The organism is Marinoscillum sp. (assembly GCF_040222955.1).
In the GTDB taxonomy this organism is placed as follows: Bacteria; Bacteroidota; Bacteroidia; order Cytophagales; family Cyclobacteriaceae; genus Marinoscillum.
Map to the genome: position 1 here is coordinate 158,416 of NZ_JAVKCA010000016.1, position 16,093 is coordinate 174,508.

The 16,093-nt window shown below is 47.2% G+C and carries 10 protein-coding genes; 5 read left to right on the forward strand and 5 right to left on the reverse strand.

Translation table 11 applies throughout. The annotated features are described in order from the left end of the window. Positions 1-57 precede the first annotated feature (57 nt). Genes RIH33_RS14225 through RIH33_RS14235 form a run of 3 tightly spaced genes read right to left on the reverse strand, consistent with a single transcriptional unit; the run spans position 58 to position 5,263 of the window. Positions 58-930 carry a YicC/YloC family endoribonuclease gene (locus tag RIH33_RS14225; RefSeq protein ID WP_406650979.1) on the reverse strand — a complete coding sequence of 291 codons (873 nt, stop codon included), beginning with the start codon at positions 928-930 and terminating at the stop codon, positions 58-60. 8 nt (positions 931-938) lie between these two features. Then, entirely contained in the window at positions 939-4,220 is a 3,282-nt protein-coding gene (locus RIH33_RS14230; RefSeq protein ID WP_406650980.1) for a translocation protein TolB, read from the reverse strand. After that, a complete protein-coding gene (locus tag RIH33_RS14235; protein ID WP_406650981.1) occupies positions 4,217-5,263 on the reverse strand; it encodes an NAD(P)/FAD-dependent oxidoreductase in 1,047 nt (348 codons plus the stop codon). Before RIH33_RS14235 ends, RIH33_RS14230 begins: the two co-directional genes overlap by 4 nt. A gap of 56 nt (positions 5,264-5,319) precedes the next feature. Here RIH33_RS14235 and RIH33_RS14240 point away from each other — a divergent pair, with 56 nt between their 5' ends. From RIH33_RS14240 to RIH33_RS14260, 5 genes are read left to right on the forward strand one after another with little or no spacing between them, the layout of a single operon-like run. Then, on the forward strand, positions 5,320-5,961 hold the full coding sequence (locus tag RIH33_RS14240) for an MBL fold metallo-hydrolase (RefSeq protein ID WP_406650982.1): 642 nt from the start codon (positions 5,320-5,322) through the stop codon (positions 5,959-5,961). After that, positions 5,958-6,635 (forward strand): CDP-diacylglycerol--serine O-phosphatidyltransferase, encoded by a 678-nt coding sequence (pssA, locus tag RIH33_RS14245; protein WP_406650984.1) that lies wholly within the window; start codon positions 5,958-5,960, stop codon positions 6,633-6,635. Before RIH33_RS14240 ends, pssA begins: the two co-directional genes overlap by 4 nt. A 49-nt stretch (positions 6,636-6,684) precedes the next feature. Beyond that, positions 6,685-10,059 carry a type IX secretion system sortase PorU gene (gene porU, locus RIH33_RS14250; RefSeq protein WP_406650985.1) on the forward strand — a complete coding sequence of 1,125 codons (3,375 nt, stop codon included), beginning with the start codon at positions 6,685-6,687 and terminating at the stop codon, positions 10,057-10,059. Positions 10,060-10,089: 30 nt separating this feature from the next. Continuing rightward, positions 10,090-11,310, forward strand: a complete 1,221-nt coding sequence (porV, locus tag RIH33_RS14255) for a type IX secretion system outer membrane channel protein PorV (RefSeq protein ID WP_406650986.1) — start codon at positions 10,090-10,092, stop codon at positions 11,308-11,310. Beyond that, positions 11,310-12,563 (forward strand): M16 family metallopeptidase, encoded by a 1,254-nt coding sequence (locus RIH33_RS14260; protein WP_406650987.1) that lies wholly within the window; start codon positions 11,310-11,312, stop codon positions 12,561-12,563. The genes porV and RIH33_RS14260 overlap by 1 nt, the downstream gene beginning before the upstream one ends. Before the next feature lies 1 nt (position 12,564). On the opposite strand, the gene RIH33_RS14265 is transcribed toward RIH33_RS14260, so the two are convergent. Both RIH33_RS14265 and hemA read right to left on the reverse strand, forming a co-directional pair. Next, complete coding sequence (locus RIH33_RS14265) at positions 12,565-14,706, reverse strand: WG repeat-containing protein (RefSeq protein WP_406650988.1); 2,142 nt, start codon at positions 14,704-14,706, stop codon at positions 12,565-12,567. Between the two features lie 31 nt (positions 14,707-14,737). Beyond that, positions 14,738-16,000 carry a glutamyl-tRNA reductase gene (gene hemA / locus RIH33_RS14270; RefSeq protein WP_406650989.1) on the reverse strand — a complete coding sequence of 421 codons (1,263 nt, stop codon included), beginning with the start codon at positions 15,998-16,000 and terminating at the stop codon, positions 14,738-14,740. Positions 16,001-16,093: the final 93 nt, after the last annotated feature.

Below are 16,093 nucleotides of genomic sequence, written 5' to 3' on the forward strand. Positions count from 1 at the left end.
AGCGCGACAGGATGACATCCTGTCGCGCTTTTTTATTTGTACTCGGGCTGCGCCCGTCTAAATAATGTTCATACTTTGTTCCTTAATTTTCTCCAGCTCGTCCTTCATCTGAACCACGGCACGCTGGATCACGGCATCATTGGCCTTAGCGCCAATGGTATTGATCTCTCGTCCGATCTCCTGGGAAATAAAACCCAGTTTTTTACCCTGAGAATCTCCTGACTCCATCACCTCTCTGAAATATTCCAGGTGTCTTCCCAGCCGGACCTTTTCTTCAGTGATGTCCAGTTTTTCAACATAATAGACGAGCTCCTGCTCAAATCGATTCTGATCTACCTGTGTTTTCTCCTTTATCTCTTCAATGCTGGAGGTGATGCGCTCACGAATCTGACTGATTCGCTGCGGATCATGCTGGGTGACTTCAGCCAGCCCATTCGCTATGCCATCCAGGTAGCCCGATAGCTTTTCCTGAAGGCTTTTCCCTTCGGCGGCACGAAACTGATTACACTTCTCCAATGCTTCCATAAGTGCTCCCTGCACCATTTCCCAGTCCACTTCATTGCTATCCCCATCCGGCACAATCACATCAGGAGAGTGCAGGGCCAACCGAAACAGATCCTTTGGATTGGCATCCACTTCTGCTGCCAGTTGCTCATATTGACGGTAGTAACTTTTGAATAACTGCTGATTGATGTGAACGGCAGGTTCTTCCAGGTTTACCGGAATCAGCTCTATTGCGAGATTCACCTTGCCTCGCTTCAAGTGGTGTGTAATGAGGTTTTTAATCTCTATTTCCTTGTCCGCAAGCTCTCGGGGGAGTTTGGGTGCCAGATCCAAAAACTTACTATTTAAGGTTTTGATCTCTACTTTTATACGGTACATTTTGGACTCTGCCTCGGCAGATCCAAAACCAGTCATTGAATAAAGCATGCGCTAATTTAGAAATCTAATCCGAGAGTAAGGTGAATTCTGGTATCTCCTATTGCAAAGTCCCGAATCGGGTGGGCCACATCCACCTTTAAATAATAACCCAGGAGCACAGTTCGCAAACCAAATCCGTAACTGGCCAGCCATGGATTTTGAAAATTGGCCAACTCTGCACTGAAGGCAGACCCTTCTACCACATATTTCTTGGTGAAAGCACTTCCTTCCTGTGTAAAAGGTGGCTTTCCTGTCCAGGCGGTGCCTAAATCATAGAAACCAATGAGCTGAAAATTCCTCAGAAAAGCGGATGAAATGGGCGCATTTGAAAAATAGCGGAAAACAGGTAAGCGCAGCTCTGCATTGAAGACTAAAGCGTTGGTGCCATAAAGCTCATTGTAGTCAAACCCCCGGAGATTAGTCACAAATTGGGAAAACAGGATATTGGAGTTATCCTTGGCATTGGACATGGCCAGGGGATCATTTACACCCTGATCTTCATAGCTATTGAACATCCAGTTTTGCATTCCCCCAATGAGGTAGTTCTGCTGGTTGGGCCCCATGGACCGACCGTAGAACAGGCGACCGGCCAGAGTGAATTCACGATGAATTTTCTGATAGTGCCTCAGGTCTACATTGAGCCGGCTAAAACTCTTTTCTACCTCATTCAAACCAAGATAGTTTTCAAACTCAATCAGGCCGCGGGTACCCTGGTAAATATTAAAACCTTTCTCGATGGTATTATCTACCACCAGTGCTGCCCGAGCCCCGCCATAATGAACCATGCTATTCGGAGCAAGTACAGTTGCGGTGTTATTTTGGATCACAGCTTCCCATTGCAGGTTTGAAAATCGCGTATTGGCATAAAAAGGGAATACCTCAAACCGAAAAGTATTCGTAAGGGGAAGTGATGCTCCTACCTCCACCTGGTTGAGGGTGTACTTCTGAATAAGATCCCCTTCCTGAGTGCCTCTCAGGAAACTTACATTTGGATCGATGATATAAGTATTCCTGTCAAATCGCACTTTAAAATCCATCCAGTATTTCAGATACTGGTACTCTCCGTAGATGTTGGCACTTCTCAGGTCCGTATTGGTCAGCACGCCCCCATTGAGTCTGTGGTTTTCCAGCAAGTCATTAATCTCCGTCTCCAGCAGGATGCTAAACCCTCTGATCGGATCTATGGCAAAGGAAGTAATGAGGTTATTGAAGCTAAACCTGGGATCGTAAGCCTGCGGGCCGATCACCCTGGATTCCCGCTCAAGTTTTCTGTAGCTGGAAAAAAATGATTCCGGACGGAACGCTGCCTTCACATCTTCCTCAAACACATAATTGTCCGTATCGATGAGGCCATCATCCTTGGGTTTGTCCACCACCGCTTCATCCTTCTCAGACTCTTCTTCAAAGAAGAATGAATCCGGCAGAACCAATGAATCGATTTCTGTCAGTTCTCTTTCCGGCTCAGGAATGGGCTCTGGCTCTGGCTTCTTTCTTTGAGGTAGCCGGGCAGCAATAAACCGGGCCTGCTGCAATCGCTGGCGCCCTGTCTGTGGGGTGAAAATACGCCGGTTGAGATCATACGGAGACTCCACAAAAACTTTTGGCCGGCCCTCATCCAACATCATAAAGCTGATCTTATCAGGGTTATTGAAAGCCAGGTCATAGTCGATGATGCTATAGTGAAAGTCAGAAACCTGCACGAAAGTAGAGTCTCTCAGACTGTATTTATACAAATTAGTAATGCCCTTCTGATCACTGAGGTAGAAAATTTCATTCTGATTTTTGGCTATCGGTTTGCGGTCTACGCTATAGGTATTCGTCAGCCGGTAAAACATGGTGGTGGTAGTGTCCAGGTTGTAGACAAACAAGTTGTAATTATTCCCCACAGCCTCCAGTGTAGACTTGGAGCCGGAAACTTTTACTGAATCAGACTCTCTGTTGGAGCTGAATACAATGGTGGAGGTACCTGGAATAAACACGGGATCGAGATCGTCGTACAGATCTGTGGTAATTCGCTTCAGGGCATTGCGCCGCATACTGATCAAAAACAAATCATTCTGACCATCCACATCCCCGCTGATAATGGCCAGTTTCCCATTATCGTTGAAGGAAAAACTCTCTACCTGTCTGAAACGATTGAGGGGTTTCTGAAATTTATCTCCGGTATTGACGTCATAGGTGTTCAGATACAAATAGCCTCTCTTGTAAAGCAGAACCCCCAACGTTTGATTGTCCTGCCAATCGAGCAGTGGCAGGTGATAATCTATGTCCTGATCATTGATCAGATAGCCTCCTCTCACTACAGTGGACTCCCTGCCCGAGGTGAGGTTGAATACATTCACCTCATACCGACCGTTTTTGTGGTATGCATAGGCCACCTTATCCCCATCGGCATTCATCTTCACATGAGAAAGGGTGATGTCCTTGTTCCTGAATCCGGCGACAATATCTTCCTGTTTTGGCCCCCGATAATTCTCTCCGATCTCCTCCCGCTGGAGCATATAGTAATTCTGCCAGTCGCTCAGGAAATCCTTGAAGGAAATTCCCAGGGTACTGGAAATGCTGTTTTCCTCATTGCGGATGATCCGGGTAAGGTTGAGAATGTTGGAAATATTGCTCTTCCCATATTTGATGGCGACGTAGTTCCAGATAGACTGACCAATAATCTCCGCTTCTTCGTTCTGGATTTTCACCAGTTTCTTAATTTTTTTGCGGTTCAGGTAATCTCTCACGTAATCGTCCATCTCCTGAGACCATCCGTAACTCAGGTAGCGAGCCGCTCCTCCGATGAACCACTCCGGGAGGGAGAGCAGATAGGAATTTTGGAAAATCTCCGCCAGACTACCGCCAAACATCATGTCATTGATCAGGATCTGCGAGAGCTTATGAATCATTTCATGCTTAAACTCATAAGCCTGACCGGGATAGGCCAACTCCACCTGAAGTTTCACAAAATCGGTCTTTCCCCCAATGGTAAAGACGTCCCCGCCAATGCCAATATTACTCTGCTGAAGATCCTGAATAGAATTATAGATAAATATTTTAGTCTTGGTGTAGGGCGCATAGCCCAGAATATCGGTGAGCTCCACAAACTCCTTCTCCAGAAAACTCAACGCCTCGTTGGCATACTCCTGACCTCCGGGGTAGTAGTATACTTCAAAGTTATTCGTGGAATAATAGTACCAGTCGAATCGCTTGTACTGAATTCGGTTATGTCCAAATGGGGTATGATAGTATTGAGCCACAGCCGAAACCGTCGCTAACATCACCATCACAATTGTCAATAAGAACCCTTTCATTTAATCACTCTGCTTACGTTCACCTCGGGAATTATTTCACCAACCCCGCTTAGGTAATTTACCAATTGGCGGGCAAAATATGGAACTAATGAAACGCCTTTTGTTCCAAACCCATTAAATATGCCTATCTGAGGTTCGTCCTGATGAAACCCTATGAACGGCCGTCGGTCAAATGTGGCTGGCCTAACACCAGCTGACGTTGAAACGACTGTATATTCTCCCTGATACAATTTACCTAACCTGTCTTTGAGGTTTTTGATTCCACTGACCGACGGTTCATAGTCCAGTTGCGTGTGGTCGTAGGTGGACCCCACACTGAAGTGACCGTTTTTTGGAAGCACAAACACCCCTCTGTTCAGGATCAGATCAGTGGGCAGTGGGCTGTCCACTTCAAGAATTTCACCTTTTACCAACTTAAATGGCAACTCATTCCAGTAAGGATTGTTTACAGCCATAGGCCCTTCACAAAAAATCACCCGCTCTGCCACGATATCCTTATACGTCACCTCCCGCTCATTTATTGTCATCTGGTCGTACTGAAACACTTCGGCCCGGTAAGCTCCCTTATCCAGAAAATACTTTTTGATGTGGCGGAGCATGACTGGCAGATTGACATACCCACACTTGTCCAACACCAAACCTCCCACAGGATCAATCACTCCCGGAAGCTGCATAGACCTGGCCCGCAATTCTTTTACGTAAGGAGCGTACTCCGGCTCTGAAGCTTTCACTGACCAGTCATTCTGCTCTTCAAAGCTGAAAAAAGGTCTGTAAATGGGCATGGGGTAGACAAAATGAGTGCCCAATATTTGCTCCAGGCCCAGATAGTACGCCTCCAATTCCATAAACAACGCATCAGCCAGCCAGGTTTTCACCAGCTTTCGGCCCGTGATCGGGTTATAGATACCCGCTGCCTTATTGGATGAGGTAGTTTCCTTTTCTTCATTCAGCACAAACACCCGCTGCCCTGCCTGCATCAGTTCATAAGCAAGCAAACTACCTGCTATTCCCTGCCCCACAATCAAATAATCGACTTTCTCCACTGCCTAAACTTATTTTTCACAAATTTGCATCATACTGAACCATTGAATCTGAATAAATGGAAATTAAATCATTCGTATTTAACCCCTTCTACGAAAACACATACGTTTTGTGGGATGCCGGTATGGAAGGGGTCATCATAGATCCTGGCTGCTATGAGTCTTACGAAAAGGAAGAACTGACGGATTTTGTTAAAAAAACCGGAATCCAAATCAAGGCGATCGTGAACACTCACTGCCACATAGATCATGTGCTGGGAAACTACGATATGAAACTGGCATTTGGCTGTCCGCTTTGGCTGCCCGGGGACGAATTGGAGATTTTCAGGGCAGTGAAAGCTTACGCACCGCAGTGGGGGATTCATCAATACAGTGAAGCAGAGCCTGATCGGCTCCTGACAGAGAAAGACCATATTGTTTTCGGTGAGACCTCCTTGCAATGCATTTCCGTTCCGGGGCATTCTCCCGGTCATTTGGTGTTTTTTCATGAGGGAGAGAAGAAGCTAATTGGTGGGGACGTGCTCTTTCGCGAAAGCATAGGGAGAACCGACCTCCCCGGGGGTAATCACGCACAGCTCCTGAAAAACATACAAACTAAGGTCTACGCCCTGCCTGAAGAAACGGAGGTTTTCCCCGGGCACGGCCCCTCAACCACCGTGGGTTATGAAAAGGCAAATAATCCTTTCATCAAAGGCGCATGAAAAAGCACATTCCAAATTTCATCACCTGCCTCAACCTGATTACAGGTGCCCTTGGGTGCATTACCATTCTGCAAGGTGACTTTCATCTGGCCACCTACTTTGTCATCGTCTCCGGGCTTTTTGATTTCATGGATGGATTTGCTGCCCGTATCCTGGGTGTACAATCGCCCATAGGCAAGGAACTGGATTCACTGGCTGACATGATTTCATTTGGGCTGTTGCCGGCCCTGTACATGGTCATGCTCATCCGGGAGCAGCAGCCCACTAATGAGTACCTGGCATTTTCCGGGCTTCTGATTGTCGTGTTTTCTGCCATCCGGCTCGCACGCTTCAATATCGATGACAGACAGACAGATCATTTCATTGGGCTGCCCACCCCCGCTAATACCGTACTAATCACCTCCCTTACCTTTTTGCCAGCCACTTTTTCCCTATCCATATCAGGGTTATTGCTCCTCACACTTGTTTCTAGTTTGCTCCTTGTGGCCAATTTACCACTCATAGCTCTCAAATTTAAAGGGGTCAGTTGGGCTGAAAACAAATGGAAATACCTCCTGATGCTGGTCGTAATAGGTCTGCTTGCTGTACTCCAGGATGCGGCCCTGCCGCTGATCATCCCTGTGTACCTGGTCTTCTCTGTTGTTGGGAATTTAAGTACTCGCTCAGGCGTTTAATCTCATGTCAAAATATAATTTTATCCATTTAATGCACGTTGGTAGATAGATGCGCCTGTTAATCACCTTCCTTACATTGAGTATCGCCACCTGGTCTCTGGGCCAAAGTGTGCTATCAGATGGCCAATGGCACAAAGTAGGCCTTACAGAGGAGGGTATCTACAAACTCGACAAGAATTTCCTGATGAAGGAGATTGGAATGAATGCCGCGTTTGATGCCCGCACCTTAAAAATATATGGAACCCGGCGCGGGGGCATGCTCCCTCAGGCCAACAGCGCAGAGCGGTTTTCAGACCCGCAACAATTGGCGATTTGGGGTGTAGGGGACCAGGATGGGCGTCTGGACGATCAGGATTATTTCTTGTTTTACAGCGAAGGGCCGGACAAGCTCATGCTGGATAGCAGCGGCGCTCCCGTGTATGAAAACAATCTTTACAGTGATACACTCTACTACTTTATCACCACGGGTGGTGCTCCCGGAAAACGAATTGGAACCATCGAAAGTCCGGCCATAAGTGGGAGCCTGACCACCTCATACTATGACTATGTGACGCATGAGGTAGACATTGAGAATCAGCTTAGATCCGGACGCAACTGGCTCGGGGAAAAATTCAAAAAAAATCAGGATGCCCAGCAAAGTTTTGAATATTCCATATCGGGACAGGCCGATTCCGTGGAAGTCTGGGTAAGTGCGGCAGCCAACTCTGAAGGACCCTGTTCCTTTGATGTCAGCGTGAATGGCAACCTATTGGGTAGTATCCCTTTGGAGGCCATTCAGAATGGGGTGTATGGCGAAAAAATCAAATACAACTCCCTAAAAGAGAAAACACGGGTCTCGGGAGATCAGGTCACCCTCACGCTCAGCTTTCAACCTGCTTCTGGAGTGGATACTTCTCTTGGCTTCCTCGACTTTTTTGTGATGGCCATCAAAAGGAAAATCAATCTTGGCAATGACAAGGAGATAATCATCAGACTTGCTCCCGGTAGTCTACGTACCTTTGAAATCAGCCAGGCCTCTAACCAATCACAGGTGTGGGACATCACCGATCCGCTGAATGCTGGTCGTTTGAACAGCACCGTGATTGACTCCAAAATTCAGTTTTCGAACCAATATTCCCAGCACACCTTCATCACCTTTGATGGAAATGACTTTCCTGCGCCCAAATACTTCCATGCCATTAGCAACCAAAACATCAAAAGTCTGGCGGGTAATGAGGGCATCATAGTCACTCATCCCGATTTTCTGGATGCCGCCAACAGGCTGGCAGCTTTCCATCAATCTTATAGTGGTCTCTCTGTGGGGGTAGTCACTACTAGTCAGGTCTACAATGAATTTTCGGCTGGCCGACAAGATCTCACAGCCATCCGTGATTACGTGAGATATTGCTACCTGAAAAGTGGAAAAATTAAGTACCTTTTGCTTTTTGGCGATGCCTCCTATGACTACAAAGACCGCCTGAGCAACAACACCAACTTTGTGCCTGTGTATGAATCACATGAGTCGGCTCATAACATCCTGAGTCACTCCTCAGACGACTATTTTGCCTTTTTGGAAGAAAACGAGGGCACCTGGTACGAGGGTGTTCGAAAAGAAAACTCTTCCACTACCTTCCTCATTCCATATGAAGACCATACCATGGACATTGGTGTGGGCAGACTACCCGTGAAAACCCCCGAAGAAGGGCATGAGGTAGTGGACAAAATCATCAGGTACAAAACAGCCACTCAGGTATTTGGAAAATGGCGAGATCAGATAGCCTACTTCTCCGACGATGGAGATCGCAATGCCCATATGATTCAGGCGGAGCAATTTTTCCAGATCATAGATACCACAGCCATGGAATATACCGCCAGAAAACTCTATCTGGACCTCTATGACCAAAGTAAAGATGTAAGTCCTTCGCCAGCATTGGAGGCCTTTCAAAACACCATAAAAGATGGGGTGTTTATGCTCAACTACATGGGACATGGCAACGAAAGTCAACTCACAGAGGAAAATGTAATTACGCTTTCGGTCATTCGTAACCTGACCAACAGACATAAACTTCCCCTGTTCATTACAGCTACTTGCCAGTTTGGAAAATATGACAGCCCCATCCTCGTTTCAGGAGCTGAGCGGCTTCTGCTCAATCCCAATGGCGGGGCCATCGCGCTGCTCACCACCACAAGGCCTGTATATGCGCATACCAACTTCCCGGTAAACCAGGCCTTACACGAAAACCTGTTTAAGAAAATAGATGGACGACACCCCCGGCTTGGTGACATCATTCGGCTGACCAAAAACGGCAGTCTGAGTGGCCCTATCAACAGGAATTTTTCACTTCTCGGGGATCCCATGCTCACACTCAACTACCCTGAACACGACATCAGCTTTGACCAGCTGGAAGCGGAACCAGACACGCTGAGTGCGCTGGAAGTATTTCACCTCTCCGGGAAAATCACCTCCCAGGGTGCCCTGGTATCTGACTTCTCGGGCAAGGCCATCGTCACGCTCTGGGACATTCCTCAGGAAAAAGTGACCAAGGGGCAGGAAAGTGACCCCTTCACTTATTCTGACCAGACCAATTCACTGTTCAGAGGTGAAATTACTGTGACCGACGGACGCTTCGATACTGAATTTATCCTACCGAAAAACATCTCATACAAATTTCAACCTGGCAAACTAACGATGTATGCCTGGAACGAAAACGAACGAACGGATGCTTCCGGAGCTTCACGGAACTTTGTATTGGGAGGCATTGCTGATAATGTGCCTGAAGATGAAACACCTCCGAAAATCAGAGTTTTCATCAACGACTCCACGTTTTCATCCGGTGGCACGGTAGGCACCAATAGTCTCCTTATTGCCAACCTGTCCGACGAAACAGGGATTAACATTTCTGACAATGGATTTAACCAGGGTATCACCCTTCGGATCAACAGCGGAGATGAAATTGTGTTAAACGAATTTTACACTGCCCACACGGATACTTACAAAAGTGGCACCGTGCTTTTTCCTCTCCAAAATCTGGAAGCGGGCAAGTACATCGCTACCCTAAAAGTTTTTGACGCACACAATAATGTAGCCGAAACCACAGTTGAGTTTAGGGTATCCGAAAAACCAATCATAAGGCTGTACAATGCTGTGAATTACCCCAATCCGGTGTCCCAGGCTGGGGAAACAACTTTCAGGTTTGAGCATGATCGGGAAGACGAAGAATTGGAAGTGAAAATATCATTGTATAATATGCGGGGTGAATTGGTACAGGAAAGTAACTTTCAGGTGGATAGTAGTCCCAGGGCAGTGGATCATCTGACCATCAGAGCGTCCAACTATCAGGGAGCTCCATTGGATAAGGGCATCTACCTGTACCGACTCAAAGTTACCAGCACGCTGGATGATGCGACCAATGAAGTTATCAAACGCCTAATAATCATTAATTAATTATCTTTGCCAACCTTAAAAAATCATTGAATGAGTTTACGTATTAAACACGCCATTTGGACATTCGTCGGGCTACTTCCGATCGGGGTGGCGGCTCAAAATAACTCCGCTTATATCTCGGGACAAGACAGTGCCCGAAATCCCATTACCGTGGCAGTTCCATTCGTGAGTTTCGCTCCGGACAGCCGCGCTTCAGCTATGGGAGATGCTGGTGTAGCCTCCTCTCCTGATGAGTACAGTGTGCAGTGGAACAATGGCAAACTCGCTTTCATAGAAGACGATCTCGGATTTTCGTTTTCCTACTCTCCCTGGTTGGGAAATATTGTGGACGACATGTCCCTCAATTACCTGACCTTTCACACCAAAATTGACAGAATACAGACCATCGGCGTTTCTTTGAGGTATTTTGATTTGGGTGAAATCCAATTGACCGACTCCAATGGCGAACCCCTTGGTTTGGAAAACCCCAGAGAAGCAGCCTTTGATGGTACCTACAGCAGAAAACTTTCTGAAAACATAGGTGTGGGGGTGACTGCCCGGTACATCTGGTCCAACCTCTCTGGAAACATCACCGGAGCGCCAGATGCCAAAGCTGGTACCAGTGTGGCGATCGATCTGGGCTTTTACTACACCAAGGAACTCATTTTCAACGGCATGAACTCGGAGCTGTCCTTTGGTGCGCACCTGTCCAATTTCGGAAGAAAAATCACCTACAGTAACGACTCCAATGAAGACTTTATCCCAACCAACCTGCGTTTGGGAACGGCCTTCAAAATAGATATGGATCCTTACAATAGTGTGGCACTCTTGCTGGACTTCAACAAACTACTGGTGCCCACACCGCCAATCTACGAAGTGGATTCAGATGGCGATCTGGTGACAGATAACAATGGTGATCCGGTAATTGCCAAAGGAAAAGACCCTAACAGACCTCTGCTCAGCGGTTCATTCGGTTCATTTACGGATGCTCCCAATGGGTTTAGCGAAGAAATGCAGGAGATCATGATCTCTACGGGACTTGAGTATCGCTACCGCGAGGTTTTTGCGATTCGCACGGGCTATTTCTATGAGCATCAGAACAAAGGAAACAGAAAATATTTTACAGCCGGTATTGGCTTTAAATACCAGGTTTTCGGAATTGATTTCTCATATCTGGTACCTCAGGAAAACAATCACCCGCTGGGGAATACGCTCCGACTTTCATTTGTCTTTAGTTTCGATACCAAAGACGAAGAGCCAACGGTGAATTAATGCCAGACAGATCAGTAGCCCCTGAAGCAACCGCCGTAGCCCGGCCCCATCTGCCTCAGCCAAGGGAAATGATGTTGGGTAATATTCCGGTGACTGTTGTCAATCAGGGATTGCAGCCACTGGTACTTTTTGAAATCGCTGTGCCGGTAGGTCGCTGGGAGGAACCATCACCCGGGTTGGCATTTTACCTTTTCAAGATGCTCACAGAAGGCACCAGCAGAAAGTCTTCGGAGGAGATTGCGGAAGCTTTTGACTTCTTTGGGAGTCATCTGGAGGTAACTCCCACGCTGGATGGGGTTTCGATCAAGCTATATACCCTCAATAAATTTTTCCCTGCGTTATTGGAATTGCTGGTGGAGATGCTGACCGAGTCGGTATTCCCGGAGAGTGAATTCAATACCCTCAAACAAATAAGAATAGAGCAGGTGCGGCAGCAGCATGCCAAAAACAACGCTTTCGCCAACCTGAAGTTCAGGGAAATGCTCTTTGGCAAGAACCATCCTTATGGCCTGTTGATGGACGTGGAGATGGTGGAAAAGATCACCTATCAGGACCTTCTCCGTTTCAAAAGCGCCCTCCTCACCACTCCGCAGCTCTACATTTCCGGTCTGGTGACCGATGAGGAGATTGGGGCCATTGACCGTTGCTTTGGTAAAGTAGCTTTTCACACGCGGCAGGCCTCAGGCAAGCACCGACCCGAGACCACCAAACAGCTGGAGGTGACCCGTGAAGACAGCACTCAGGCAAGTATTCGGTTGGGTAAAATCATAATTGACCGGACTCATCCTGACATCCACTTGCTGAAAATCACCAACGAGTTACTTGGTGGCTTTTTCGGCTCACGACTGATGAAAAACATTCGGGAGAAAAAGGGACTCACCTATGGGATTCACTCCAGCCTGATCCATCTGCAAAATGCATCCTACTGGACCATTAGTTCAGAGATCCTCCGTGAGAAAACGGAGGTGGCTCAGCAGGAAATCCTTAAAGAGATCGGTCGACTGAAAAGTGAGCCTCCAGGGTCAGAGGAATTCAAAATGGTGATCAACTACATGAAGGGCAAATTTCTCAATTCATTCGACTCGCCTTTTAGCTCCCTGGAAATGATCAAAGGACTGAAACAGGCCGGACTTTCCGATGAGTATTTCTACAGTTTCCTTGATACACTGGACACGGTAAGGCCTGAGGATCTTGGTGAAATGGCCACCCGGTATTTTGTGGAGGATGACCTGATCCATTTGAAAGTAGTCTAGATTATTTCCGCAGCAACAGGTAATCGCCAACAATCTCTATCTGCTGATAGTCGAAGGGTACTTTGGTGAAGCCTGAGTAGTCAAGGACTCCCTTTTTACCAGACCTCCCAGCGATAATCAATGCCTGATCAGTATCCTCTATGGATCCGTAGTTGGGCCGCACGATAAATTTACCATTGGTATCTACCAGACCCATTTTCAGGTCCCAGTCAGTGACCCTGTAATTGCCGGTAGAGAGGCGCTCTATATACTTCCATGCCGGAGTGATCACTTCCCCCCCTTCCTTATTGATAATCCCAAAATTTTCACCAGACTGGATCACAGCGAGCCCATGATCAAATACGCTGGAGTACTTGTAAAACGGTTGGATCACCAAATTTTCTGCCGGGTCTACAAAGCCCCATTTTCCCAACAACTTCACAGGAGCCAGTCCGTCATGATAATATTGGGCCGAGTCGTACCTGTTGGCTATTCTGAGCTTTCCATTTTCGTCTACAAAACCGTGCTTGCCGTCTTTGATGATATGAAAATAGCCTTCTGAATAGGACAGCACATCCTCCACCTCATCTTTTGGCCCCAAGAGCACCCTCCCTGTTCCTGAAATTAATCCGGTGATTGCTCCCTGTTTCAATTCGAAGAACTCACCGTGTCTGCTCACCTGATCGTACTCAGGGTAAATGTAATACCCCTGATCCGTCACAGCACCCACTGTGGCAGAGTCCTGAACCGCCAGAAAATCTCCCGGCACCAAGGTGTAGGGCAGCTCATATAACAGCTTTCCATTCAGCCCATATATGTGGGTGGCATAGCCCCTTTCTGCCAAATAAAAGGACTGATAAGTATATACACTGTCATATTGAGGCATGATCAGCCACTCATCCTCCAAGGTGCTTACACCCCATCTGCCATAGTTTTTAGCAATAAAATATCCCGGATTGGGAGTGGGTACAATGTCTTCAAAATGATAGTTGATCAGCTGCTCTCCCTGAAAATCAATCCACCCCCAATAGTCGTTTTTCCTGACCGGAACGTTGCGCTCCTGAGAACTCCTCACCTGCTGAAAGGGCCTGTCGTTAATTTTTCTACCGAAGAGGTTATAGACATCCCATGCAGTTCCTGATTTTGTATAAAAATAATCAGTGTCCACAGCCACTGAATCAAACCCCACGGCCACTTCACGGCCATCGGTCTTATAAATCCCCCAGGTTTGAAGGTACTTGTTACGGGTCACCAAAAATCCGTTGCTGATGTGCTTTAGGCCATGTTGCTGATCCTGAAAGAGTGTTTCGCTCGCCCCCAGCAGGTGCTCCGCATTATTGACATGAGCAATGAGCAAGTCCGTTTCAAAATCATAACTCAAAGAATCGCAGAGAAAAAATCGCTGATCAGCGCCATTTAACTTTCTCACTTCCCAGTGGGGGAACTCGATCAAATCTTCAACCGACTTATAAGTAAGCTCTCGAATCAACTTACCATCATGATCCAGCAGGCCCTGATATCCCTCATTGATGACCACCAGGCCTTCTGAGGTCGGTGTTACCTCATCGACCCACATAGGCAACACTACCCGTCCATTCAGATCATAAACCCTTGTTTTCCGCACCTTGTTGCTGGCCAAAATGTAATTTCCAACACGGTCTATAGAGGCGAACTCAGGGGCAATCAACCTCACATTTTGATCCGAAAACATCCCAAAGCGTAGCTCACCTCCAGCCACGTATTCGGAAACGAGCAGCCTGTGGTCTCCCAAATCATCAATGGTATAGTACTTAAAATCAAGATGTACCTCTGACTTACTGTCTATCAGGCCACGAAAAATAATGTTGGTGAACTTTCCGGCAATCCCTGCTTCGAAAAGCACATCATTGAACGGCTCCAGGGTAGCATATCGGGCGTTAGTCAGCTTGGTGGTCCGGATGTTGATAAGCCCCCATTTGCCATTTTCAAAATATCCGATAGACTCGCTGGTGATATCACTTTGGCCATTGGACCAGCCTAGCTTCTCATAGATTGCCGGCACCACCACCTGTCCCTGCTCATTGGCCACTCCCTGCAAGCCACCTGATGTAATAATGCGTAACTCACCCGCAAAACCAACAGTGGCCAAAAAATACAGAACCAGTAAAACGCATGATTTATGCATACTCAAATATAGAGAAGGCAAAGCTAGATGACTACTCGGAATCTTTGGTTTCTTGCTTTTCCAGATTGAAAAGGTCATTGAGAAGACCCACCATAGAATCAGCGTCCCCTCGCTTACAAGCCGCCTTTAACTGCAACACAGGAAGCTTGATTACCTTCTGAATCATATTCTTAGTGGCCTTGTCGAGCAGCTTAGCCTGGGCCTCGTCTACCTTGTCGGTATATCGGGCCAGTTCTTGCTTTCTGATGTCCTCCAGTGCCTGTTTGAACTTCTTGATGGTAGGAGACACTTCCATTTCCTGTGACCAGTTGTCAAACTCAGCGATGCTCTCAGTAACGATGGCACTGACCAGGGTCACAGCAGATTTTCGCTTCTCAAGGGCCTCTGTGGCTCGTTCCTGAAGCTGATCTACGTTGTAAAGCAACACGCCGGATACTGTTTCCACATCCTCGGCGATGCTTCTGGGGACCGAAAGGTCTATCAGCAATTGGGGGTGTGAATTTGCTGAAAGGTGCGCTCCATGGATAATTGGACTCGGTGTTTGCACTGCACTGATGATCACATGGACATCCTTCAGCACGGTCTCCAGCTCATCAAATGGCCGGGCCTGATAACCCAGCTCAACAGCCTTAGCTTCAGCTCTGGAGAAGGTACGGTTCAGCAGGGTAATCTCCGCATTCACTCCTTTGAGGTTTTCGGCCACATTCTGACCGATCTCTCCCATTCCCAAAATGGCCACTTTAGGCGCAGTATAGTTGACCATGAACTTCTCGGCCACACTGGCTGCGGCTGAAGCCACAGAGGCTGTTCCGTCGTGAAAGGCCGTTTCCTGAACCACCCGCTTATTGGTGTAAAATATGGTATGAAGGAGCCGATGCAAAAATGGGCCCGCCATGTTTTCATCCGCTGCCCACTGATAGGCTTTTTTTACCTGGTTGTTAATCTGGATATCTCCCAGCACCATAGACTGAAGGCCAAGCGCGACCTCAAACAAATGTCGAACCGCTTCCTGATGAGTAAAAGGTTGGAAATATTCCGCTGAAGGAGCTGTTGTAGAGATCCCATGAAACACATCCACCAGCCCACAGATCTCCTTACTCAGGTCTTCCGCAGCAAAGTAATAGATCTCAGTACGATTGCAGGTGGAAAGCACCAACGCCTCATCCACCCCCAAAATCTCTTTGAGCTGAATCAAAAAACGCTTGGTCTGCGGCTCATCAAAAGCCACGGACTCCCTCACTTCCAGTGGAGTGTTTTTATAAGATATCCCAACTGCCTTAAAATGTCTCTGCATCTATCCTATGCTACTTTACTTTTTCCTGAAAATTTCAAGTGTTTGCAAAAATAAGGTACGATGCGTTATTAACCACATGACATTTATCATAAA

Coding starts and splice junctions, on each gene's coding strand:
- RIH33_RS14225 (WP_406650979.1), bottom strand. CDS start 930: ATGCTTTATTCAATGACTGGTTTTGGATCTGCCGAGGCAGAGTCCAAA.
- RIH33_RS14230 (WP_406650980.1), bottom strand. CDS start 4,220: ATGAAAGGGTTCTTATTGACAATTGTGATGGTGATGTTAGCGACGGTT.
- RIH33_RS14240 (WP_406650982.1), top strand. CDS start 5,320: ATGGAAATTAAATCATTCGTATTTAACCCCTTCTACGAAAACACATAC.
- pssA (WP_406650984.1), top strand. CDS start 5,958: ATGAAAAAGCACATTCCAAATTTCATCACCTGCCTCAACCTGATTACA.
- porU (WP_406650985.1), top strand. CDS start 6,685: ATGCGCCTGTTAATCACCTTCCTTACATTGAGTATCGCCACCTGGTCT.
- porV (WP_406650986.1), top strand. CDS start 10,090: ATGAGTTTACGTATTAAACACGCCATTTGGACATTCGTCGGGCTACTT.
- RIH33_RS14260 (WP_406650987.1), top strand. CDS start 11,310: ATGCCAGACAGATCAGTAGCCCCTGAAGCAACCGCCGTAGCCCGGCCC.
- RIH33_RS14265 (WP_406650988.1), bottom strand. CDS start 14,706: ATGCATAAATCATGCGTTTTACTGGTTCTGTATTTTTTGGCCACTGTT.
- hemA (WP_406650989.1), bottom strand. CDS start 16,000: ATGCAGAGACATTTTAAGGCAGTTGGGATATCTTATAAAAACACTCCA.